Raw genomic sequence first — 22,944 nt, forward strand, 5'->3', positions numbered from 1 at the left:
TAACAGTAGAACGATCGTTCTTCTTGGTCAACCAACTTTTTCAATGCGTGACTGCGAGACCTGAGCGCACCCATGGTGTAAGCTCGTGACCTCTTCGGATTCGACCCATTGCGAGCCTTATGCCGTCGTTCTTCAAACGCTCCCTGTTGCCCAAACTTCGCGGTTTTCCAATCACCCCCGAGGCCATTGACGTGCTGTCCGGCGCCGAGGCGTTCCGGCGTTGCCTGCTGGAAAAGATTCCCCAGGCCACTCGGCGCATCTACATCGTTGCGCTGTATTTGCAGCACGACGAAGCGGGGCAGGAGATTTACGACGCGTTACATGCCGCCAAGGCCGCACGGCCGGAGCTGGACATTGTGGTCGTGGTCGACTCGCTGCGTGCACAACGGGGCCTGATCGGCGCCGGCAAGCAACCCGGCAACAGCGCCTGGTACCAGGCCATGACCCAAAGCCATGCCAGCGAAGTGCCGGTGTACGGCGTGCCGGTGCAAACCCGCGAACTGTTCGGCGTGCTGCATCTCAAGGGCTTCGTGATCGACGACAGCGTGTTGTATAGCGGCGCGAGCCTGAACAACGTGTACCTGCACAAGTTCGACAAGTACCGTTATGACCGCTACCACTTGATCCACAGCCAGCCGCTGGCCGACTCCATGCAGCATCTGGTGGAGCATGGCCTGGTCGCTTCCAAGGCGGTGCATCGCCTGGACCTGCCTAACCCGCCCACCACCCGCAGCCTGCGCAACGACATCGGCGACCTGCGCAGCCGCCTGAAACATGCGGCCTACGACACCACCGCCGGGCAGTTGCCCAATAACCACCTGGCCGTCAGCCCGTTGCTGGGCGTGGGCAAGAACAACCCGCTGAACCGGGTCGTCCTAGAACTGATCGCCAGCGCCCAGCATCAGCTGACCATCTGCACCCCCTATTTCAACCTGCCACTGCCTGTGACTCGGGAGCTCAACCGTGCCCTGGCGCGAGGCGTGAAGGTCGACATCATCGTCGGTGACAAAACCGCCAATGATTTCTATATCCCGCCCAGCGAGCCGTTCAAGGTGATCGCAGCGTTGCCGTACCTCTACGAAATCAGCCTGCGCCGCTTCGCCAAGCGGCATCAGCCGGTGATCGACAGTGGCCAGTTGAACCTGCACCTGTGGCGCGACGGCGACAACACCTACCACCTCAAGGGCATGTGGGTCGACCAACGCTACACCTTGCTCACGGGCAATAACCTCAACCCGCGAGCGTTCCGCCTCGACCTGGAAAACGGTTTGCTGATCGATGACCCCCAGGGCCAATGGCTGGCGCCGCGACGTGCGGAGCTCGCGCAAATTTTCCAGCACACCACGCGTATTGCCGGCTATCAACAGTTGCAGTCCCTGGTGGACTACCCCCCGGCCGTAGGCAAGTTTTTACGGCGGGTCAGTCGGGTGCGGATTGAGCGGTTGTTGTACCGGATTCTGTAAGCGCTGAGCGTCACAAGATAATTCCCGGTTTCTGCCTGCATCTTTTTGGGACTTGGCTTACGAAAGAGCCCAATTGCGACTTGTAGATTTCCTCTCGACAGTTCTTACGGACGAGAACTCTCACCATTCTGACTGGTAGAGAGGAAATAGAAATGTCGCTTATCCAGGTAAACCCTTACAACCGGTTCTCCCACCTGCCTCCTGCGTCGGATGGGGCGGTGTCGAACCCGTCAACGCGAGACAAGCGTGGCGCCACGGCTGCCGTAGCTGAAGCGCCACGTCGATTCCCCTCCGAAGAAAACGCGCCCAAAGGCGATGCAACCCTGCAGACCAAGGTGGGGCGCTGGCTGAGTTCAGGGGTTGCCCCTGAGCCGCTTATCCCGCGAAATGCCTCGATTGGGCCGTTTATCAGTCAATACCAACAGGCACTCAGCGAGCCGCCAGTGCAGGACTGGTTTCGCGCCAAGGGCTTGAAGATCTCTACGGTGCGCGTGTTCAGCGACAGTGTGGTGGGCGTGGTCAGTCGCGATGGAAAAGACACCTTCGTACGGTTTACCACCACCGATGGTTCCGGCTGGTGGGAGGCCAGCGGCAAGCTTCGCAAGGTGCAAAAAATACTCTCGCCGAGTGACTTGGGGATTCCCGCCAACATGCCCTCCGAGCCGATCCCGCGGGATATCATCCTGGATTTTTATGGGGTGCAACCTGCGAAGAACGAGCAGGCGGCACCCGCGCTGGGGGCACAGCTCAAGCGTAATGGCTGGCCGCCCATCAGCGTTGAGAAGCGCCAGCAGTGGCGCGACGCTTTTACCCGCACAGTGACGGCGAACAGCGATGCAACCGCTCGCAGCGGTTTGGCCGAACAACTTCGCCAGCGCTTGCGAGGCCTGAAGGAGGGCGAGGCTCTGCGGTTGGATGAGCAAGCCTATGTGGCGCCACCGGGCTCTTCTCTGGAGCGCAACAGCCAATTGCCACGCCAAGCCTTTGTCGAGCTGCTCGCCTCACCGGCGTTTCGGGACTTTCTTGAGAAAATCGGCCTGGACAGCGTCGGTGACCGTTTCAGAATCAGTCAGGGCGAGCTTCAACAGTGTGATGCCAAGGGCACGTGGCGGTCCCTGCAAGCCTACTTCGATGACGAAGTTGGCAAGAATCCCGACCCTGGCGTGCAGGCAATGAAGAGGCGGTTACAAGCCTTGGTCGAGCAAAGTCAGAAAACCGGCAACGCCCTGTACTCCACCGATACTTGGGATATGCGCCAGGCACTGGATTTCTTTGGCCTGAGTTCGCCCACGACGCTCGAGCAAGGCCGCGACGTGCAGGCTTGGCTCGACACGCGATGGCCTGAGCCGCCGCTGACCGCTGACTACGCAGCTTTGACCCCCTACACCTGGACACCGGGCGCATTGACGGCGGCTGACTGTGAAGTGCTAAAGACTGGCGCGGCGAGCGTCGCCGGTTTGTTCGATAGCTTCCTGGCCACCCCGGACCCCTGGCAGGCGTTGTCTGCAGACCCTGACCGGCGGTTGACCGCCTTTTTCGATTCGCCCGCTGCCGTGACCCAGGCCGAAGCCTTGGCCAAGGAACTCAAGCTTTTCGACGTGGCTGATGGTCAGCCGTTACCCAGGGCGCAGCGTCATGCGTTGCTCGCTACGGCGCTCAAGCTCAACCTTCAGGGCAGCCTGCCGGGCAAACCAGGAGAAGTAGCCGGCTACGCGATTTATCAGCCTGCCAATTTCGGACGCACGCAAAAAGAAGTGCGTGCCGACATCGAGCGGCACCTGCGGGAAAAAGGCGCCAGCGCTGAAAGTGCGCCGTTTCTGGCGCATATGTTCCTGGCACAGGCTGCGCCGGAAATGCTGCTCAAGCCCGACCCACAACTGCCTGCCTCAATACCCCAAGTACTCAAGCAAAGCCCCGATGACGTGCGGATGGGTTCCCCGGCATGGCTCGCCATGCGTCTGGGCTGTGGGATCGCCGAAGCGCTCGCCGGGCCAGGCAGTTCGCGGGCGATGAACGCAACGCAGGTCAATGCCCTGGCACGCTTGCAACCGCAAAACCCGGAGCAGGAGGCGTTGATCAAAGGTGTGGGCACCCTGCCTTTGTTGGAGTGGGCCGTGATGGCCGGCGTGTTTCCCAAGCCGTTGGACGGCAAATACACCGCGCAAAACTACCAGGCGGCTGCACAAGCCTTCACCGAGCAGCAAAACAGCCTCCGCGACGCCTTCCAGACGCTGACGGCCGAGCCGCCCTCGATGACCCGCCTGCTTGTCGAGCAATTGACGCTGCTGTTTCCCGAGATGAGCGAAGATGAAATCCGTGGCTTCACTTTGCGCCGGGTGGCGGATCCCAGGCAGCACGGCCAACCCCCTGAGGTTTTGTTGACTGAGTTTCTTCTGGCGGAACAAGACTCGCCGGGTGCGCTGGTCGCGTTCAACACGTGGCTGAACGAATACCGCGCCGGTAAAGCGAAGTACAAGTTCGAACATCCACGCATTTCCCAGGCGGATTTTGATGAGCGGATCAAAAAACTGCCGAAAATCGCACCGCTGGTAGCGCCCGCCATCGAGCGCTACGTGGCTGATTGTCGTGCGGCGCAGGCCACGGTACTCAAACTCATGTTTGCGCAGTTGCCGCTGGAAGACCGTAAGGCCCTTGAAGTGGGGCAAATCGAATTCTTCAGTTTGCGCGAGGCGACCGGCGACGCCATTGAGGACGACGAAGGCGCCGATTCCAAGGTGGCCGAACACAAGGGCACGCATGGCACGTTGATCCGTTACGAGACCGGCGCCGTCGAGCCTCGGTTCGGGTATTTCGAGGTGTTTCCCGGCGCCATGCGCATCGTCAAGCGCACCGACTTGAGCTACACGCTGCCGCTGGGCGGGCAGGTCGAGGTGGGGCAGAAACCCCATGGCCCCTTTGCCTATGTGCGGCGGGAGTTCCGACACACAACACCTGCCAGCTTTGATTTCGCGGCGTATAAAACTGGCAGCGAGCCGAAAGCCGGCGTGCAGTCATCGGTCATCATCGAAAAGGCCGCGACCGACCTGCCTGCCACGTTGATGCCCGGCCATCCAAAGCACGCACAGCTGCCGGTGCCCACGACGTTCAGCAGCGAAAAAACCGGCCGCATTGTCGAGGGCGTACTGAGTAACAGCTTTACCATGCCACGTGAGCCTTTGCTCCGCTATGCCAACCAGCCCACCGACTATCAACGTCGCCGGGCATTCCCGTTTGGCTCCGAGGACGTTTTCGGCCCTGAAAACCTGCGGATGGTCTTGGGCCTGCTGCCCTTTGTCGGCGCCTTCGCCGATGTCGCGGAGGGCAAGACGGCGCAAGGGGTACGCGGGATATTGATCGATTTCGCCTCGTTCGCAGTGACCGGTGGGTTAGCGGGTGTGAAGAGCTTCTACAAAGGGCTCAAAGTGGTATTGCCATTTAATGGCAGGGCATTTTCCATGCAGGGGTTCGCGGGGGTATCACCGTTTTTTCGCAGCGTGCTCAACCCGTTGGATGGCGCCATTGGGGTATTGAAAACGGGGCAGAAGGTGGCGGCTTTCGGTAAAAACTTCATGCGCGGAGAGTTGCGCGCCCTGGGTGCGGACATCTACCTGCCTGCAACCGTGTTTGAAAAGTGTCGCTGGGGGGCAGGCGTGTACTCCAGCGTCAACGCAGAATCCGGTCAGCCTGCCGGCAGTCGCGCCGGCACCTGTGCCGGACGCCCGTTGTATGCCGTGCAGAAAAACAACCTGTGGTATGCGATCAACCCGCACACCTTCAAGCCTGAAGGGGCGCCACTACAGGGCTTTCAGCCGTCGGCCGCCTGACGTCACAGACGCCTTCGCCGCGACAGCGGCGAAGGCGCCCGCAAAGGTCAGTTCAAGCCCAACTTGCCGCGCAGGGTCGACAGGTCTTCGGCCAAGGTATTGACCGGGCCGACCAGGGCCTTGCGGTCGTTTTCCTTGACCTTGTCGTAGGTCTCAAAACCGCCATCCTTGGTTTTGTACTTGGCCAGGATCTTGTCCACGGTGGCGAAGTTCTTGTCGACTTTGGCCAGGAACGCCTTGTCCTGCTTCTCGATCTGGCCACGGAACAGATCGACGATTTTCTTCGCGCCGTCGACGTTGCCCTGGAAGTCATACAGGTCCGTGTGGCTGTAGCGATCTTCTTCGCCGGAGATCTTGGTGGCCGCGACCTCTTCGAGCAGCGCAGCGGCACCGCCAACGACTTTCTCGGGCGGGAAGGTCAGGCCTTCGACGCGGGTCTGCAGGTCCTTGACGTCGCCGTTCAGCTTATCGGCCAGGGCGCCCAGGCCCTCGGTGGTGTTCTTGGAGAACAGCGCGTATTCGATCCGGTGGAAGCCGGTGAAGTCTTCGGCTTCAACGCCTTTCTCGTGATCGTCGACACGCGAGTCGATAGACGCGTCGAGGTCGCTGAACAACTCGGCGATCGGCTCAATCGACTCGTAGTGCACGCGGGTCGGCGCATAGAGCTTCTTGGCGGTGGCCAGGTCGCCTTTTTTCACGGCGTCGGTGAACGCCTGGGTCTGGGTGACCAGTTCACCGATTTCTTCGGTGACGTAGATCTTGTAGTCCGACACCGGGCCTACCAGGTCCAGCGGCGCAGTGGCGGCGAAGGCGGCCAGCGGCGAAAGGCTCATTAACAACGACAACGCGATAGACGACTTCTTCATGGGACGTATCCGCTCTGGGTTTGTTTTAGGTATTGGCAGTGGTTTGAGGGTGCGAGGCCGCGAGCAGCGTACGCCCGAGGAAGTCCTTGGGCCCCGTGACGCCCGGCAAGGTGAAGAAGTACCCGCCGCCGACCGGCTTGAGGTATTCCTCCAGGGGCTCGCCGTTGAGCCGGGTTTGCACGCTGATAAAGCCTTTCTCCAGGTCAGCCTGGTAGCAGATGAACAACAGCCCCATGTCCAGCTGACCGTTTTTATTGACGCCGTTGGAGTAGTTGAACGGCCGACGCAGGATCAGGTTGGCCTGGGTCTGCTGCGTACGCGGGTTGGCCAGGCGGATGTGGGCATCGAGCTTGGTCAACTTGCCTTCCGGGTCTTTGCTGTAGTCCGGCACCTGGCTTTCGTGCTGGCCATCCATGGGCGCGCCCGTGGGTTTGACCCGACCGATGATGCTTTCCTGTTCCTGCAGTGGGGTACGGTCCCAGCGCTCGACGAAATTGCGGATGATCCGCACCGCCTGATAGCTGCCGTTGGCGGCCCAGGCCGGTTCATCGCTGCTCGGTTGCACCCAGACGATCTGGTCCATGGCTTTGTCGTCGTTGGAATTCGGGTTGGCCGAACCATCGCGAAAACCGAGGAAGTTGCGCGCGCTCTGGGCCGGTTCGCCGGGCTTGGCCGGGGCCTGGGGCGGAACGCTGCCTTCCTGTTTCCAGCGCACCAGCAGCAGGTCCGGCAGGTTTTTCACGATGTCGCGCAGGGCGTGGATATTGGTGTCGGTGGTGTTGGAGGAAAATTGCAGGCTCAAGTCGCCATGGCACTGCGCCGGTTCCAATGCATCATTGGGGAAGCCGACCATGCGGATCAGGCGCTTGGGCTTGACCGCCGACAGGCCGAAGCGCTCATCGAACAGCGATTCACCCACCGATACGGTGATGGTCAGGTTGTCCGGCGTCACCACCGGTCCGAGAATGCCGGAGTCGGTCGGCGGCAGTTTCGGGTCGACTTGCGGCACGGGGCCGCCGGTCATCAGGAAATGGATGCGTTCGTTCAGGGTACGGAACAGACGCTCCAGGTCTTCGCGGTCGCTGGCCAGTACGTCGAACGCCACCACCATGCCGCAGGCCGGGCGCGGGGTGACGATGCCGGTCTGGTGTTTGCCGAAGAAATCCTGGTGGTCCTGGGTCTTGTCGCTGCGCGGTGCGGTGGTGACTTGCTCGGCTGCGGCGGCCATGGCCGGGCAGGTCAGGGCACTGCCGGCAATCGCCGCGCCGGTGGCCGCCATGCCCAACAGGACACGGCGACGTTGGAGGTTGGTGTGTTCAGAATCACTCATGTGTGCGGTCGTCTTCACTGCAGGCCGGAAAGGCCAAGGGCGGGGTCGATTCCATCGAGTGCAACGGCCAGAGCCTTGGCCTTGTCGGCGATCTGCTTGCGCTGATCGGCCGTAACGCTGTCGTAGCGGCTGAATTGACCGTCGACTTTGAAACCATTGAGTTCAGCATCGAACGCGTCGAGTGCGCTGTCGACCTTGGGCAACAGGTCGGCAGCGGATTGGGTCAACAGTGGGCGCATCAGGTCGACCACCTTGCGTGCCACCGCAATGTTGGCGGCAAAGCCGTTCAAGTCGACGTGGCTGTAGCGTTCTTCTTCACCGCTGATAGCACGCGTGTCCGCCAGGCTGTTGAGGTTGCGTACCACGATGCCGACCAGTTGTTCCGGTGGCAGCGACTGCGTCAGCAATTGTTGCTTGAGCTGGGTGACATCGCTGACCAGGCGTTGGGCAACCGGTGCCAGGCCGTCCAGGTTGTGCTGCTGGAACAGGCTGTATTCCAGGCGGTGGAAGCCACTGAACGCGGGGTCTTGCTCGCGCTTTTCAAAGTAGTCGGCACGCGCGTTGATGGCGTTGTCCAGTTCGGCCAGGCGCTGGGAGGCGGGCGCCAGCCGTTGGTAGGCTTCGCGGGCCGGCACATACAGCGCCTGCGCCTGGGCCAGGTCACCGGCGTCAATGGCTTGCTGCAGGGCGGTCACGGCCTTGACCAGCGCGCTGCCCTGGCTGCTCAGGTACACCCGGAACTCCGACAGTGGGCCGATAAACGCCACCATCGACGGTTTGGCCTTGGCCTGCGCGTCGGACTCGGCAGTCGGCGTCACATGCAGGGTGCCGCGTGGGTTGCTCAGCAGGCCGCAGGTGATGGCGTAGTCGCCGGGCAACAGGTTGGCGTTGATCACCTGGCTCAAGCCGGGCGCGATGTTCTCGCGCTCTTCGACCACCAGCACACCGTCGAGGATTTCCCATTCCACCGCACGGTCGGAGCGGTTGATGATACGAAAACTGGCACGCCCGGCAGGCACGGTCAGCGCGTTGGGTTCGCAGGCGTGGCTGTGGATGGTCACGGCGATTTCATTGTGGTTGCTCTGGCGTTTGGCCGCGGCCAACTGCGAGGCGTAGTAGAACAAGCCACCGGCGGCGATCATCACGATCACCGAGCCGGCCACGGCCCAGCGCAGGGCGCGGGACGGTGGGGCCGGTTGAGGGGTTGGGTTGGACAAGAGGCGGTCCTTACTGGCTGGAAACGGAAGAAGATTTGGCAATCGGCTTGGCGGGCGCCGAAGGCAGGAAGAACATCACCAGGGCCACCACCAGATAAATCAGATAAGCGCCCAGGGTGCTGACGGTGGGCGCTTCCTGGTAACCGAACATACCGGCCAGCACCGAGCCCAGCGGGCTGTCCATGGGCAGCGCGGCGCTGAAGTCAAACAGCACGGTTTGCAGGTGGTTCCACACGCCGGCTTCATGCAAGGCCTGCACTGAGTTGGCGAGGATGCCGGCGGCGACCACCAGAATGAACAGGCCGGTCCAGCGGAAGAACGCGCCGAGGTTCAAGCGCATGCTGCCGGAATAGATCAGCAAGCCGACCACAATCGCCAGGATCAGGCCGAGCAGGGCACCGATCGGCGCGCCGGGGCCTTCGCTCTGTTGGAACACGGCCAGCAGGAAGAACACCGTCTCCAACCCCTCACGGGCCACGGCGAAAAACACCATGGCGATCAGCGCGAACACTTGATGTTTTGAACCAGCCAGGGCGTGGTCGAGGGACTCATGCAGGCTGTGCTTGATGGAGCGTGCGACCTTGCGCATCCAGAACACCATGGAACTGAGGACGCCCACGGCGATCAACCCTACGACGCCTTCGAAGAGCTCCTGTTGTTTCTGCGGGAACTCAGCGCTGACCAGCTCCAGGCCACCGCCTACCAGCAGGGCAAGGGCGGCGGCGAGAAATACGCCGATCCACACGGCGGGCATCCATTGGCCACGGCCGGTCTGTTGCAGGTAACTGGCGATGATGCCAACGATCAATGCGGCTTCAATGCCTTCGCGCAGCATGATTAAAAAAGGAACAAGCATTCGGCACCGCAATCATGACTGGATGAGATGGCAATTTGTAACATAATGATACTCATTGCTAAACAAGAAATATTGACTTTCGCTGAACCGAGGCTGAACGGTGGTGGCGAATCGCAAGCGCCTTTATGATGCAGGCCTTGCTTATGCGCCGTTGAAAAGCCCATTCCCCATGGCGGAAAAAGACACCATCTCCATCCATCTTGTGCGTGAGGCGCTGCTGCAGAGCTGTGCGTGCGACATGGCGATTGCCGAAGTACTGAGTAAGGCCGGTATCGACCCGGCGGCGTTGGAGCAGGGCGACGCCCGTGTGCCGGCGACGGCGTATGCGCGGTTGTGGCGTTTGTTGGCGCGGCGCATGGACGATGAATTTTTCGGAATGGACCCGCGCAAGCTCAAATCCGGCAGCCTGGCGTTTCTCTGCCGCGCCGCCATCGCGCAACCGACCCTGGCCGACGGCCTGGAAACCGCGCTGGGGTTTCTGTCGCTGATGCTCGAGCGGTTGCCCGCGCAACTGGTCCGCCAGCAGAGTCTGGCGGAAATCGTGTTGGTGGAACCCGAGGCGCAACCCAATCGGGCATTCACCTATTTTACGTATTGGATGATTGTCCACGGCGTGACGTGTTGGCTGGCGGGGCGACGAATTCCGATCCTGGCCATCGAGCTGCGTTGCGCGCAGCCGGACTTTTGCGACGATTACCAAGTGATGTTTTCCGACAACCTGCGTTTTGATCGGCCACGCACGCGCATGATCTTTTCCGCAGACTGCCTCGACCTGCCGATCAAGCGCAGTAACGAGGAACTCAAGCGCTTCCTGGCCCACGCACCGGCCAACATCCTGGTCAAATACCGCGACCCTGATAGCCTCGCCAATCGCCTCAAACACGACCTGCGCCAAATGCCCCCCGAGACCTGGCCGGAAACCGAGGGCCTGGCGACCCGCCTATGCATTTCCGCCTCCACCCTGCGCCGCCGTCTGGCGGAAGAAGGGCAGACCTACCAGGGCCTCAAGGACAGCGTGCGCAAGGAACTGGCAATCGTCTGGCTGGCCGAACCGCAGATCAGCTTCGCTGAAATTGCGGCGCGGCTGGGGTTTGCCGATGCAAGTTCATTTTATAAGGCATTTCGTAAGTGGTCGGGGTCCAATCCTGGGCATTATCGAAGTCTGATTCTGAATGAACACAGCCGGTTTTAGTTGCCGCCCTGCGGGACTAGGAAATAGCTGACCAAGACTTTCTCCTGGGTATGACAGAGTTGGCTTATTTGATGATAGGACGCGTCTGGCATATTCAGGGTTATAAAACGTGCATTGTAGGTGGGTGATTCCTACCTGTAGTTCTGTCTGAGGGGTTGGGGGATAGGTAGGTCACTTGATCAACCTGTCGTTCAACTGTGAGGATGGAAATCATGAAAAGGTTTATCACCTTTGTCGTTTTGATGTCGGCTTTTGTGTCCTTTCAAGCGTTTGCTGGGTGTTGGTCTATTACGGACACCTATACGGGAATACTGGAAGGAGAAAGCGAAAAAGTGGCCTACGGACCCTTTACCATAACCTCCGCGAATGGGTGCCTGAATGCGAACATTGATGCAACCATTACTGCGGTAGACCGCGGAAGGCCACCTCAGCTATCGATACATAAGGAAATAGGTTCGTCGTGGGCTCAGGTGGCAGGAAATACGGGTAGTAATGTTTTGTATAGCGGTTCATTTGGTACTTATCGGGTGATGATAAAAAATCCTGATGCTGCACCTAAAGTCTACTTGGGAACTGTCAAGTACGGTCGCTGAAGAGAGTGTCAACAGTGAGCCCAAGCTGTTGATGGGCTCACTGCTGGCTAAGCGTCGCAATCATGCCTGATCATCCACAGAAAGCTTAGGGTTGGATGAGTTGGCGAAGTGCATGAGGGCACCGATAGCATGATTGGCTGCGACCATCGCCTGTTTCCATCTCAGATTATCCTGTGTAGCGTGAACGGGGTATTCCTCGAGAAATTTAGCATACTCTTCTAACTTCTCATTGAATAACGCGATAGCGTTAAATTTAACGTGCGTATTTGCCTGATTGCCCTTGGCATCGAACTCTCCATTTCCGCTTATGAACATTCCAAATGTCATTACGTCAATCGCTCCGCTATCGTAAAGTTCTCTGCCTACTTTCTTTAGTTCGCGTGTACTGATCGATGCCATATCGTAAGTTTTCAAAAAATCCTTTAACTCGGCAACCTTCTTGTTGTCGCTGGTTTTCAGTATCTCGGCTGCCTTGGCATCGTCCGTTATAGAAAATGCGTTTTTGACTTCTTTAGGGTTTTTGATGAGATAAGCGCTGGTGGCCTTTGACCGTTGTGCGAGTTCAATCGTGGGTACAATTGCCATGGTGATGACCTCCGCTGTTGCTCAGAAATATTTGCGGTGCAGCGTAATGCTAGAACCAATCACTTTAATATTTACAGGTTTACTAGGCTGTGAAGAATATTTTGGAAGTTGCTTACAAAATCCTACAATCGGTTCTGACGGCTTGATCCGTCACCGGCTTTCTGGGGTCGGACGCAGCCAGTTGAGTGGAGCTTCAGAGAGTTTGAATAATCAATTTTTGTAGTTCTATGTGTCGTCGCACTCGAGCCATAAAAATAATGCTTGCAATAAATACCCTTTAATCCTAAATGCCAAACACAGCACGGCATTAGGTCCTTACTTACAAAAGACTTCTTATCCGACCTACAGAACTAACCTTCAACATTTTAGGACCCCCAAAACAAAAAAAGCCCCACGACCGAATGGACCGCAGGGCTAAAAATTGGCTGGATGCGACCAACCAAAGGAGCGCTTTACATCATTTGGCGCTGGCGACCACCGTGTCCGGCTGCCAGCCGCCACCCAGGGCCTTGTAGATCGCGACAATCCCGCGATACAAGTCGACTTCCGCCTGGGCCTGGGCGTCTTCGGCGGCCAGGCGTTCGCGTTGGGCGTCGAGCAGGACCAGGAAGTCCACAGTGCCTTCGCGGTAGCGGATCGCTGCGAGGTCGGCCGCGGCGCGGCTGGATTCGCTTTGACGGATCAGCGAAACCAGGCGCTGTTGGCGTTTGCCGTAGTCACTGAAGGCATTTTCCGACTCTTCCAGCGCCAGCAGCACTTGCTGCTCATACGTTGCCAGGGCGCCATCGGCTTCGGCGTTGGCGCCGCGCAAGCGGGCACGCACGCTGCCGAGGTCAAAGGCGGCCCAGGTAATGCTCGGGCCGAGGGACCAGGCGTTGGCGGCCGCTGAACCGATCTGCGAACCGCGTCCGGCGGTAAAGCCGAGGAAGCCGCTGAGGCTGACCCGTGGGAACAGGTCGGCCTTGGCCACGCCGATACGCGCGGTGGCGGCGGCCAGTTTGCGTTCGGCACTGAGGATGTCCGGGCGACGTTGCAGCAACTGCCCTGGATCGCCGATCGGCAATGCCTTGGCGATCGCCGGTAGGTCTTTCGGGCTCAGGTCCACGCTCAGCTTGTCGGGGCGCTGGCCGAGGAGGGTGGCGATGCGGTTGCGCTCGCGCACTTGTTCGGCCTGCAGTTGCGGCACGCTGGCCTCAACCGCCGCCAGGCGGGCGTCGGCGCGTTCCACATCGAGCTGATCGCCGACACCGGCATCACGCAGGCTGACGGTGATGGCGCGCGATTCCTGCTGGTTCTTCAGGTTGTCCAGGGCAATGCGTTCACGCAATTGAGCGCCGCGCAGTTGGCCGTAGGCGTCCACCAGTTCGGCAATCATGGTGACTTGCAGTTGGTACAGGTCGGCTTCGGCCACTTGCTGGTCGGCGTCGCTGGCCTCCAGGTTGCGGCGGATGCGGCCGAACAAGTCGACTTCCCAGGCCATGTCCAGCCCCAGGTCGTAACGCTCGCTGTTGACACGCTTGGTGGTCTGGCCCGGGATCTGGCCTTTGCCCACGTCACTGCTGGCCCGCGAGGTCACCACCGGCATGATGTCGGTGGCCACGTCATCGCGAATGGCCCGCGCCGCCCGCAGACGGGCGAAGGCGACGCGCAAGTCACGGTTACCGCTCAGTGACTGGGTGACCAGTTGGTTGAGGGTCGGATCGTCGAACTGCTGCCACCAGATGCCTTCGTATTTGGCATGGTCATAGCTTTTGGTGTCGGCGGCGGCCGTGATATCGGCCGCCTCCAGCTTCTCGGTTTTGTAGTCCGGGCCTACCGCACACGCGCTCAGTGCGAGTACCAGCAGGCTCGGCAAAAATACTTTCACACTCATTGCTGTGTCTCCAGCTTCAAGGCCTTGGCCGCTTTGCGCGTTTCGCTGCGCTCTACATAGCGACGGATCAGTACGTAGAACACTGGCGTCAGCAACAGCCCGAAGAAGGTCACCCCGATCATCCCGGAGAACACCGCCACGCCCATGGCATGGCGCATCTCGGCACCGGCACCGCTGGACAACACCAGGGGCACCACACCCATGATGAAGGCGAACGAGGTCATCAGGATCGGCCGCAGACGCAGACGGCAGGCTTCCAGTACCGCGGCGAGCGGGTCGAGGCCTTCCTGCTGTTTATCCTTGGCGAACTCGACGATCAGAATCGCGTTCTTACAGGCCAGGCCCACCAGTACGATCAAGCCGATCTGGGTGAAGATGTTGTTGTCGCCACCCGAGATGATCACCCCGGTAATGGCCGACAGCAGCGTCATCGGTACGATCAGGATCACCGCCAGCGGCAGGCTCCAGCTTTCGTATTGGGCGGCCAGTACCAGGAACGCCAACAGTACGCAGAGCGGGAATACGAACAGCGCGGTATTGCCCGAGAGGATTTGCTGATAAGTCAGGTCGGTCCACTCGTAGGTCATGCCGTTGGGCAGTTCTTCTTTCAGCAGTTTTTCAATTGCCGCCTGGGCCTGGCCGGAGCTGTAGCCCGGTGCGGCGTTGCCGTTGATTTCAGCGGTGATAAAACCGTTGTAGTGCATTACACGGTCCGGGCCCGAGGTGTCGCTGACCTTGATGAAGGTCGCCAGCGGGATCATCTCGCCTTTGTTGTTACGCACTTTCAACTGGCCGATCTGGTCTTCATCCAGGCGGAACTGCTGGTCAGCCTGCACGTTGACCTGGTAGGTACGGCCAAAGCGGTTGAAGTCGTTGGCATACAACGAACCCAGGTAGATCTGCAGGGTGTCGAAGATGTCGCTGATCGCCACGCCATGGGTCTTGGCTTTTTCGCGATCGATGGCGGCATCGACCTGCGGTACGTTGACGGTGTAGCTGGTGAACAGGCCAAACAACTCCGGCACGTTATGGCTCTTGGCAATGATGTTCTGGGTTTCTTTGTACAGCTCGTCATAACCCAGGTTGCCACGGTCTTCGATCTGCAGGCGGAAGCCGCCAATTGTCCCCAGGCCCTGTACCGGCGGCGGTGGGAAGATCGCCATGTAGGCTTCCTGGATGCTGCTGTACTTGCCGTTCAGCGCGCCGGCAATCGCACCGGCCGACATGCTTGGGTCTTTACGTTCGTCGAACGGCTTCAAGGTCACGAACACGATGCCGCTGTTCGGGCTGTTGGTGAAACCGTTGATCGATAGGCCCGGGAACGCCACCGCCGCTTCCACGCCCGGTTGTTTCAGGGCGATATCGGACATGCGCTTGATCACGTCTTCGGTGCGGTCCAGGCTCGCGGCGTCCGGCAATTGCGCGAAGGCCACCAGGTATTGCTTGTCCTGGGCCGGTACGAAACCGGTTGGGGTGTGGGCAAAGCCCAGCCAGGTCAGGACGATCAAGCCGGCGTACAGGAACAGCGCGATACCACTGCCACGGATCACGCGGCGCACGGTGCCGACGTAACCATGGCTGGCCTTGTCGAAGAAACGGTTGAACGGTTTGAACAACCAGCCGCCGAGCAATTTGTCGAGGAACCGGGAGAAGCCGTCTTTCGGTGCGTCATGCCCTTTGAGCAGTACCGCAGCCAGCGCCGGCGACAAGGTCAGCGAGTTGAACGCCGAGATCACCGTGGAGATCGCAATGGTCAGCGCGAACTGCTTGTAGAACTGCCCGGTCAAGCCGCTGATAAAGGCCGCCGGCACGAACACCGCGCACAGTACCAACGCGGTCGCGATGATCGGGCCGGTTACTTCGCTCATGGCTTTTTCGGTCGCCGGGAACGGGTCCAGGCCCAGCTCGATGTTCCGTTCGACGTTTTCCACCACCACGATGGCGTCGTCCACCACGATACCGATGGCCAATACCAGGCCGAACAGCGACAACGCGTTAAGCGAGAAGCCGAACAGGTGCATCACCGCAAAGGTACCGATCAAGGAGACCGGCACGGCCACCAACGGGATGATCGAGGCGCGCCAGGTCTGCAGGAACAGGATCACCACCAGCACCACCAGAATCAGTGCTTCGAACAGCGTGTGTACCACCGCTTCAATCGAGCCGCGCACGAAGATGGTCGGGTCATAGACGATGCTGAAGTCCATGCCTTGCGGGAAGTTCTGCTTGAGTTCCGCCATCTTGGCGCGGACTTCGTTGGAGATTTCGATCGCGTTCGAGCCCGGACGCTGGAAGATCGGGATCGCCACCGCCGGCTGGTTGTCGAGCAACGAGCGCAGGGCATATTGGCTGGAACCCAGTTCCACCCGTGCGATGTCTTTCAGGCGCGTGATTTCACCGTTTTCGCCCGAGCGAATGACGATGTTCTCGAACTCTTCCTCGGTTACCAGGCGGCCCTGAGTGTTCACCGACAACTGGAAGCTGGTGGCATTCGGAGCCGGTTGCGCACCCAGTGCACCCGCGGCCACTTGGCGGTTCTGCTCGCGAATCGCGGTGACCACATCGGTCGCGGTCAGGTTGCGCGAAGCGGTCTTGTTCGGGTCCAGCCAGACGCGCAGGGAATAGTCGCCCATGCCGAACAACTGCACGTCACCCACGCCGCCCAGGCGTGCCAGCTCATCCTTCACATTGAGCAAGGCGTAGTTGGACAGGTAGAGCATGTCGTAACGCTTGTCCGGGGAGGTCAAGTGCACAACCATGGTCAGGTCGGGAGAGGCCTTGTCCACGGTGATACCGATGCGCGTCACTTCCTCAGGCAGCTTCGGCTGAGTCCGGGTCACACGGTTCTGTACCTGTACCTGCGCGTTGTCCAAGTCGGTGCCCAGGGCAAAGGTGATGGTCAGGGTCAGCTTGCCGTCGGCGGTCGACTGCGAGGACATGTACAGCATGTTCTCGACGCCGGTGATGGCTTGCTCCAACGGAGCGGCCACGGTTTCACCGATGACTTTGGGGTTGGCGCCGGGAAAGTTGGCGCGTACCACGACGGTCGGCGGCACCACTTCCGGGTATTCGCTGATCGGCAGTTGGAACAGCGAGATCGCACCGGCGATCAGGATCAACAGCGAGAGCACCGCTGCGAAGATCGGCCGCGAAATGAAGAACTTGGAAAAATTCATCTTGAGTCGTATCCCTTAACCGCGTGGAGTCGCGACGGCTGCGAGCTTGGGCGCGGCTTTATCCGGCGCCACTTGCTCCAGGTTGCTGGCTTCAAGCGCTTGTCGTTGTTGTGCCAAGGCGGCGAGGGTTTCCTTGCTGGCCATCGGGATGGTTTCCGGCGCTACCGGCGACCCCGGGCGAATGCGCTGCAAGCCCTTCACGACGATGGTGTCGTCCTTGTTCAGGCCGCTGCGCACGATGCGCAAGCCTTCGATCTTCGGCCCCAGTTCCACCGCACGATAGGCCGGCTTGTCGCCGTCCATCACCAGCACGAACTTCTTGCCCAGGTCGGTGCCGACCGCCTCGTCGTTGATCAACACGGCGGAGTAGGTGCCGCTGCCGACCAGCTTCAGGCGGGCATACAGGCCAGGGGTGTATTCGCCCTTGCTGTTATCGAACACGGCGCGACCGCGGATGGTGCCGGTGGCCGGGTTGACCTGGTTGTCGACAAAGTTCATCTGCCCCAGGTGCGGGTTGCCGGCTTCGTTGGACAGGCCCAGGTACACCGGGGTGGTTGCGCCACGACGGCCTTCGCGGGCCAACTCGGTGTACTTGAGGTACACGCGTTCATCGGCGTCGAAGTAGGCATAGACCTTGTCGGTGGAGACCACGCTGGTCAGTGCGGTGACATCGGCGGTCACCAGGTTGCCGGCGGTGATTTCGGCACGGCTGACGCGGCCGCTGATCGGTGCGGTCACGCGGGTGAAGCTCAGGTTCAACTTGGCCAGGTCCAACTGCGCCTGGATGCCGGCTACGGCGGCGCGAGCTTCCTGGGCGGCGGTGGTGCGCGAGTCGGCCAGTTCGGCGGAAATCGCATTGCTCTGACGCAGGCGTTCGCCACGTTGCGCTTCATTATCGCTGCGGGTGGCGGCGGCTTTGGTTTGGGCCAACTGGGCTTCAAGGCGGCGCACTTCGGCCTGGAACGGACGCGGGTCGATCTGGAACAACAGGTCGCCTTTCTTCACCAAGGCGCCTTCGGTGAACGCCACCTGATCGATCTGGCCCGAGACTCGCGGACGGATCTGCACGGTTTCCGGGGCTTCCAGGCGACCAGTGAACTCGTCCCACTCGTTGACCGGTTGTTCCAGCACCTTGGCCACGCTGATTTTGGCAGGGGGCATGGCGGCCGCTTGTTCCGGGGTTTTGCCGCATGCGCTCATCACCACCACGGCCAGGATCGCCAAGGGGAAGCGCAAATGTTTGAGTGACTGTTCCATGAGGTGCATCCGCCAATGTATTTGAGATGGGCGGATCATGCGCGGCGATGTGCTATGTCACGAATCGAATGAAGCAAAGGTAACTATCATTCGGAATGATATAAGCGCGAGATTAGCCCTCTAGCATGGGGGTTTCGTTAGGGTGCTATCAATAGGCGTGATGACAAAAGACTTTTGCACGCTGCGCAATCAGTCTACGCAGCGCACATTTCTGGCGGTGTGGCAGGGTGTGTTTTGGCTAAAGTGCGCCCAACTGCTTCATCAGTGTGAGGTTGTCTTCGATGTGCCAGTTGGCGGTGATCTTGCCGTCTTCGATCTGGTAGATATCGGTGGCGATGAAATCCACCGACTGGCCCTTGCCCTTGATCTCGCCAAAGGTGCCGGTGAAGTGCCCGCGAAAATGCAGGTGCACCACGACCCGGTCACCGGCGATGATCATTTGTTCGATCTCACAGCTCAGGTCGGGCACCGCGCCACGAAAAGCCCGGGAAGCCAGCAGGGGGCCTTGGGGCCCTTGTTTGCGCCCTGGCGGTGGGGTCTTGTCGATGAAGTGATCGGCCAACGCTGCGCGGGCCAGGGTTTCATCGCCGGTATGCCAGAACGTGTCGTAGCGCCGGGCGACGTTTTCCATGGTCTCGCGTTGGCTGGTGGTGAGGCTTTTGTCGACCACAAGGGTTCCGGGTTTGACCAGCTCGGTGTTAGCGGCGACGGCCGCACCCGACAGGGCCAAACCCAAGGCCAGGGCAGTGATTCGATAGTGTTTCATTGGGCTGTTTCCTTGAATGCAAAAGGGGGAGGCTTCAAATCGTCTCGGTTTCCCGCAGGCTGAGCGGACTCTTGAGGGTGTAGTCGGCGATGGCGTCCTTGCGCATGAAGGCCACGCCCGGATGACTGCTGGCGTAGCGCAGGAACTCGTCCCACACCCGCACCATCTGGGGTGTGCCGCTGATACGGTCGTGGGCACTGATGGACATCATCCGGCGTCGGCTGCCTGCTTCGGCGTACAGCTGGTCAAACTCCAGCTTCACCTGTTCCAGGAACTGGGAGGGTGAGTAGTTGCGCCCCTCAATCAGCACGATGTCGTTGTTGCGCAAGGTGTAGGGCACGACGACAAAGTCCTTGCCGTTGACCTTCTCGATAAAGGGCTCGTCCCGGCTCACATCATCGATGTGATAGACGTAACCCAACTCTTGCAGAAGCGACAGGGTATTGGGGCCTCGGCGCAGCCAATTGCAGTTGTAGCCGGTGACCGGCTGGCCGGTCACGTCTTGCAGCACGCTGGCCGCCTGGCGCAGGAACGTGCGTTCGTCATCGCGGCTCATGGCGAATTGCGAACTCCAGTGGGGCCCGTGACCCGAGGCTTCATGACCGCGTGCGACAATCTCGCGGGCCAGCGCGGGGTTGCGCTTTACCGCGTCGCCGATCATGTGGCACGTGACTTTCACCGCGTGTCGGTCCCACAGGTCAAGCATCCGCGTAATGCCCTCGCGGTAGCCGTAGGCAAACCAGGTCGTGGTGGCCAGGTCCGCTGGAACACTGTCGGGGAAGTGCACTTTCGGAAAAGGGCTGTCAGTGCCTTTGAGCGGTTGGCCACCGGCTTCGAACTGCATCGAGATCGACACCACCAGCCGCGTGTCGCCTGGCCAGAACCGGCCGTTTGGCGGGCTTTGGGCCGGGGCAGGCGAGGAGGCTGGCGCCGTATGGGCGCGGGCCGGATTGAGTAATGCGCCTGCGGCAAGTACGGCTGCGCCTGCACCGGCCTGGGCCAGGAAGGTGCGCCGCTGAGGGTCAGGTGGCGCAAGCGGGTTGCGGGGGGCATTCATCGGGGCCATCCCGGATTGAATGATAGGTACTGTCGGGTCACTGGAAGGCATCGCTTCACTCCACGCTGTAAACGGATGGATGCAACCCTATGCCTTTAGGTTTATTTTGATAATCGGGCAAAAATCAAAAACCATCTTCGGAAATACCGAACAATGCTGCTAAAGAACCTTGAACTGTTTTTGCTGATCGTCGAGAAAGGCGGGTTATCGGCAGCCGGCAGGGAGCTGGGGCTTTCGCCCGCGTCCGTCTCCGAGCGGCTGGCGCAGTTGGAAGGTTTCTACGGTGCCAGCCTGCTGAACCGCACCACGCGTGCGATCAACCTGACCGACGAGGGCCGACTGCTGGTCGAGGGCGCGCGCCAGTTGCTGGCGCAAGCCGATGAACTGCACAGCAGTATTCGCCTGGGGGTGCACCAGGTCTGCGGGCCGATCCGCCTCAGCGCTCCCGTAGACCTCGGGCGCCAACTCATTGAGCCGATCCTGGCGCAGTTCATGGAGGAGCATCCGCAAGTCAGCATCGACCTCAACCTGAGCGACGGCTACGTCGATCTCGTCAGCCAGGGCATCGACTTTGCCGTGCGTTATGGGGCGTTGGCCGACAGCACGTTGCACGCCAGGTCGATGGGTGAGAACCGCCGCGTCGTATGCGCCTCGCCACAGTACCTGGAACGCAATGGCACGCCGCTGCACCCCGAAGACCTGACCCGCCACGAATGCCTGGTAATGCGCTTTGGTAGCAATATTTCGCGCGAGTGGACCTTCAAGCGTCACGGGCACACCCATCGGGTCCTGGTGCGCGGCCGCAGGGTGGCCAACGACGGCGCGTTGGTGCGGCAGTGGTGCCTGGCCGGTCACGGCATCTGCCTGAAATCGGTATGGGACGTCAGCGCCGACCTCGCTGCCGGGCGCCTGGTTGAGCTGCTCAAGGACTACGACCTGGGCAGTACCGCGTTGAACATCGTCTATCCGCCGAGCCGCGTTCAGCCGCAGCGGGTGCGGATGTTGATCGAACGGATCGTGGCGCGCTTGTCGAGCGTCGATGCGACGGGCTGACGGCGAGTGTCAGAGGGCAGTGCGCTTGTGATGCCGTGCGCCGCCGCGGCACAATCCATAGGCTGTTGTTATCGCGCCATGGCGCATCCAATTGTTGCTGCAACTGACCAGGAAGTCATTGATGACCACGCTACACAATCTAGACCGTCGCACTGTCGCCGCGCTCGGGCGCGAGTTGTCTGCATTTATCTCCAGAACCCTCAATGACTACTCTGAACGTCGGACTCGGACGCAGGCACAGATCACTCAAATTGATGACCTGAAGATGCGTGATGGCGTCAAAGAGCGCAACGATGCATTGTCGAACACCCTGCAGCAGTTGGAGAGCAGCCAGCAACAGCACGACGACCAAAAGAAAAAAGGTTATGGCTTTGGCGCGTTTGTCGCTCCATTCAGCAAGACGAATAGCCAACTCACAGAAGCCAAAGAAAAGCATGCGCAAGCCATCCGTGCCTATGATGATCCCAGCAGCAAGGCACTGCGTGACAGCCAGATAGCCGCACACAACCAATACGTCACCGATAAGCGTCAAGAGCAGGCCAAACTTAAAGTTGAGTTGCATAACCTCACTCAAGATCATCACAACCTGAGCGACTTTCTCAAGGACGCAACACAAGCCTTGACTGCCGCTTGTGGCAAAGTCTGGCTGGCTGCTGATTTCGGTGCACACCTGGCGGGTGTCAATGCCGCGATCATGCAAGGCGACATGGCGTCGGCACGCGAACATCTGGCGCGACTGGTGTTCCAGAAGCGCCCGCATGATAGCGTCTACGCCGACCTGCAAAAGCAGGCACTGGAGCTGCGCAAACGCGCCTATTCCGCGCATCACGGCGTGCCGGTCACGGGCGGTTTCGCCAACATTGTTGAAGCCAGCGCCCAACTGGCAGCTGCGAATATGAAGGAGCCTTGCGCAAGCCAATTGCTGGCCGACCTGCACAGCTCGGATCAATGGCAATTGCTGACCAGGCTGGTGGCATCGCCTCAAAACCTGCACGTTGATGTGCTGTGGTCCATCTATTGGGGGATGTTCCGTTGCCAACAGAAAATGGCTGATGTGCTTAACCGCGCGGTGTCGACCGAAGACCCCCTGAATGGTCGGTTCAGTCAGTGTGTCGAAGATGGGCTTTCGGAGTGGGCCTCCAAGTACATTCCGCTATTTGGTTACCCCATGTCCCAGTCTTACCTGGGCATGCTGCAATTGGCCAACACTGAGGAAGAGACTCGCGTGGGAGCCGATATCGGTGTGATCATTGCCTTGAACATTGGCGGGCTGGTCTGCCGCAAAGCTGTGTTGTTGCAGGCAAAACGCGCAAAAGACTGGGAGGCTGACGTAGGCAGCAAGAAGGGTCAATTGCCCAAGCTTTCCAGGTTGCCCCGCGGTGGGTATTACCTGTTCTATCACGAATCGCCCCAACTGCGATTCGACTCGCCGGTTCCGACAGTCAGCTCGGCGCAGGCGTTGAAGCAGTTGATACTCGATGCAAACAGAAACCCCAATGCGGCCAAGCTTAAGCTGGATGTTCGCAGCAGTGGTTGGGACTGGGCCAGCTTCATCAGCTTTGGCCTGTGTGATGCGGCCTCTGACATTGGAGAAGTTTTCGACAGCGTTGATGACGCCATGCAGATTTTAGGCAGTGGCGAGACCGGAGACCTTCCTCTGCACCTATTCCTGCTGGCGATTGAAGACGAGCCCTTTACGCTTGAGCTGACGAAGCGGCTGCGAGATCAATACCAGCGTGCGGAGCCCCAACAGAGCCGATCAATGAGCAAAGCGTCAAAAAAGGACCTCGACAGGGAGGGCGCTGATCTCGAGCGGTGATGTTCGAGTAGGCCATG

At 60.0% G+C, this 22,944-nt stretch carries 16 protein-coding genes; 6 read left to right on the forward strand and 10 right to left on the reverse strand.

Translation table 11 applies throughout. From position 1 onward, the window contains the following. Positions 1 to 119: 119 nt before the first annotated feature. Both pssA and DK870_RS14140 read left to right on the forward strand, forming a co-directional pair. Positions 120 to 1,463, forward strand: a complete 1,344-nt coding sequence (gene pssA, locus DK870_RS14135) for a CDP-diacylglycerol--serine O-phosphatidyltransferase (protein WP_060752814.1) — start codon at positions 120 to 122, stop codon at positions 1,461 to 1,463. Positions 1,464 to 1,615: 152 nt separating this feature from the next. After that, a complete protein-coding gene (locus DK870_RS14140; RefSeq protein WP_256679853.1) occupies positions 1,616 to 5,287 on the forward strand; it encodes a hypothetical protein in 3,672 nt (1,223 codons plus the stop codon). 47 nt (positions 5,288 to 5,334) lie between these two features. Here the strand turns inward: DK870_RS14140 and efeO (DK870_RS14145) are convergent, their stop codons facing one another. The 4 genes from efeO (DK870_RS14145) to efeU are packed head-to-tail and all read right to left on the reverse strand — an operon-like array spanning position 5,335 to position 9,556. Next, positions 5,335 to 6,153: an iron uptake system protein EfeO gene (efeO, locus tag DK870_RS14145; RefSeq protein WP_104993549.1), complete on the reverse strand. Its 819-nt coding sequence runs from the start codon at positions 6,151 to 6,153 to the stop codon at positions 5,335 to 5,337. A gap of 25 nt (positions 6,154 to 6,178) precedes the next feature. Beyond that, entirely contained in the window at positions 6,179 to 7,483 is a 1,305-nt protein-coding gene (gene efeB, locus DK870_RS14150; RefSeq protein ID WP_161548908.1) for an iron uptake transporter deferrochelatase/peroxidase subunit, read from the reverse strand. Between the two features lie 14 nt (positions 7,484 to 7,497). Continuing rightward, entirely contained in the window at positions 7,498 to 8,700 is a 1,203-nt protein-coding gene (gene efeO, locus DK870_RS14155; RefSeq protein ID WP_161548909.1) for an iron uptake system protein EfeO, read from the reverse strand. 10 nt (positions 8,701 to 8,710) lie between these two features. Further along, positions 8,711 to 9,556, reverse strand: coding sequence for an iron uptake transporter permease EfeU (gene efeU, locus DK870_RS14160; protein WP_161548910.1), 846 nt, complete (start codon positions 9,554 to 9,556; stop codon positions 8,711 to 8,713). Positions 9,557 to 9,725: 169 nt separating this feature from the next. Here efeU and DK870_RS14165 point away from each other — a divergent pair, with 169 nt between their 5' ends. After that, positions 9,726 to 10,748, forward strand: coding sequence for an AraC family transcriptional regulator (locus tag DK870_RS14165; RefSeq protein ID WP_161548911.1), 1,023 nt, complete (start codon positions 9,726 to 9,728; stop codon positions 10,746 to 10,748). Positions 10,749 to 10,960: 212 nt separating this feature from the next. After that, complete coding sequence (locus DK870_RS14170; protein WP_161548912.1) at positions 10,961 to 11,341, forward strand: hypothetical protein; 381 nt, start codon at positions 10,961 to 10,963, stop codon at positions 11,339 to 11,341. Positions 11,342 to 11,401: 60 nt separating this feature from the next. On the opposite strand, the gene DK870_RS14175 is transcribed toward DK870_RS14170, so the two are convergent. The 6 genes from DK870_RS14175 to DK870_RS14200 form a co-directional block, all read right to left on the reverse strand. Further along, positions 11,402 to 11,926: a hypothetical protein gene (locus tag DK870_RS14175; RefSeq protein WP_161548913.1), complete on the reverse strand. Its 525-nt coding sequence runs from the start codon at positions 11,924 to 11,926 to the stop codon at positions 11,402 to 11,404. Between the two features lie 457 nt (positions 11,927 to 12,383). Continuing rightward, the gene (locus tag DK870_RS14180) at positions 12,384 to 13,799 is read right to left on the reverse strand and encodes an efflux transporter outer membrane subunit (RefSeq protein WP_161548914.1); all 1,416 of its coding nucleotides are present in this window, start codon (positions 13,797 to 13,799) and stop codon (positions 12,384 to 12,386) included. Continuing rightward, positions 13,796 to 16,975, reverse strand: coding sequence for an efflux RND transporter permease subunit (locus DK870_RS14185; protein ID WP_060752821.1), 3,180 nt, complete (start codon positions 16,973 to 16,975; stop codon positions 13,796 to 13,798). The genes DK870_RS14180 and DK870_RS14185 overlap by 4 nt, the downstream gene beginning before the upstream one ends. A 15-nt stretch (positions 16,976 to 16,990) precedes the next feature. After that, positions 16,991 to 18,232, reverse strand: a complete 1,242-nt coding sequence (gene mexE / locus DK870_RS14190) for a multidrug efflux RND transporter periplasmic adaptor subunit MexE (protein WP_060752822.1) — start codon at positions 18,230 to 18,232, stop codon at positions 16,991 to 16,993. Positions 18,233 to 18,470: 238 nt separating this feature from the next. Then, a complete protein-coding gene (locus DK870_RS14195) occupies positions 18,471 to 18,998 on the reverse strand; it encodes an ester cyclase (RefSeq protein WP_161548915.1) in 528 nt (175 codons plus the stop codon). Between the two features lie 34 nt (positions 18,999 to 19,032). Continuing rightward, complete coding sequence (locus DK870_RS14200; RefSeq protein WP_060752824.1) at positions 19,033 to 20,055, reverse strand: polysaccharide deacetylase family protein; 1,023 nt, start codon at positions 20,053 to 20,055, stop codon at positions 19,033 to 19,035. Positions 20,056 to 20,208: 153 nt separating this feature from the next. Here DK870_RS14200 and DK870_RS14205 point away from each other — a divergent pair, with 153 nt between their 5' ends. Both DK870_RS14205 and DK870_RS14210 read left to right on the forward strand, forming a co-directional pair. Beyond that, a complete protein-coding gene (locus DK870_RS14205) occupies positions 20,209 to 21,108 on the forward strand; it encodes a LysR family transcriptional regulator (protein ID WP_161548916.1) in 900 nt (299 codons plus the stop codon). Between the two features lie 121 nt (positions 21,109 to 21,229). After that, entirely contained in the window at positions 21,230 to 22,927 is a 1,698-nt protein-coding gene (locus tag DK870_RS14210; RefSeq protein WP_161548917.1) for a hypothetical protein, read from the forward strand. Positions 22,928 to 22,944 lie beyond the last annotated feature (17 nt).

Source organism: Pseudomonas sp. Q1 (genome assembly GCF_009935975.1).
In the GTDB taxonomy this organism is placed as follows: domain Bacteria; phylum Pseudomonadota; class Gammaproteobacteria; order Pseudomonadales; family Pseudomonadaceae; genus Aquipseudomonas; species Aquipseudomonas palleroniana.

Excerpts from the sequence above, each read along its gene's own strand:
- DK870_RS14140 (WP_256679853.1), top strand. The coding sequence starts at position 1,616 with ATGTCGCTTATCCAGGTAAACCCTTACAACCGGTTCTCCCACCTGCCT.
- DK870_RS14185 (WP_060752821.1), bottom strand. The coding sequence starts at position 16,975 with ATGAATTTTTCCAAGTTCTTCATTTCGCGGCCGATCTTCGCAGCGGTG.
- DK870_RS14170 (WP_161548912.1), top strand. The coding sequence starts at position 10,961 with ATGAAAAGGTTTATCACCTTTGTCGTTTTGATGTCGGCTTTTGTGTCC.
- DK870_RS14165 (WP_161548911.1), top strand. The coding sequence starts at position 9,726 with ATGGCGGAAAAAGACACCATCTCCATCCATCTTGTGCGTGAGGCGCTG.
- pssA (WP_060752814.1), top strand. The coding sequence starts at position 120 with ATGCCGTCGTTCTTCAAACGCTCCCTGTTGCCCAAACTTCGCGGTTTT.
- DK870_RS14195 (WP_161548915.1), bottom strand. The coding sequence starts at position 18,998 with ATGAAACACTATCGAATCACTGCCCTGGCCTTGGGTTTGGCCCTGTCG.
- efeU (WP_161548910.1), bottom strand. The coding sequence starts at position 9,556 with ATGCTTGTTCCTTTTTTAATCATGCTGCGCGAAGGCATTGAAGCCGCA.
- efeB (WP_161548908.1), bottom strand. The coding sequence starts at position 7,483 with ATGAGTGATTCTGAACACACCAACCTCCAACGTCGCCGTGTCCTGTTG.
- efeO (WP_104993549.1), bottom strand. The coding sequence starts at position 6,153 with ATGAAGAAGTCGTCTATCGCGTTGTCGTTGTTAATGAGCCTTTCGCCG.
- DK870_RS14205 (WP_161548916.1), top strand. The coding sequence starts at position 20,209 with ATGCTGCTAAAGAACCTTGAACTGTTTTTGCTGATCGTCGAGAAAGGC.
- mexE (WP_060752822.1), bottom strand. The coding sequence starts at position 18,232 with ATGGAACAGTCACTCAAACATTTGCGCTTCCCCTTGGCGATCCTGGCC.
- DK870_RS14210 (WP_161548917.1), top strand. The coding sequence starts at position 21,230 with ATGACCACGCTACACAATCTAGACCGTCGCACTGTCGCCGCGCTCGGG.
- DK870_RS14175 (WP_161548913.1), bottom strand. The coding sequence starts at position 11,926 with ATGGCAATTGTACCCACGATTGAACTCGCACAACGGTCAAAGGCCACC.
- DK870_RS14180 (WP_161548914.1), bottom strand. The coding sequence starts at position 13,799 with ATGAGTGTGAAAGTATTTTTGCCGAGCCTGCTGGTACTCGCACTGAGC.
- DK870_RS14200 (WP_060752824.1), bottom strand. The coding sequence starts at position 20,055 with ATGAATGCCCCCCGCAACCCGCTTGCGCCACCTGACCCTCAGCGGCGC.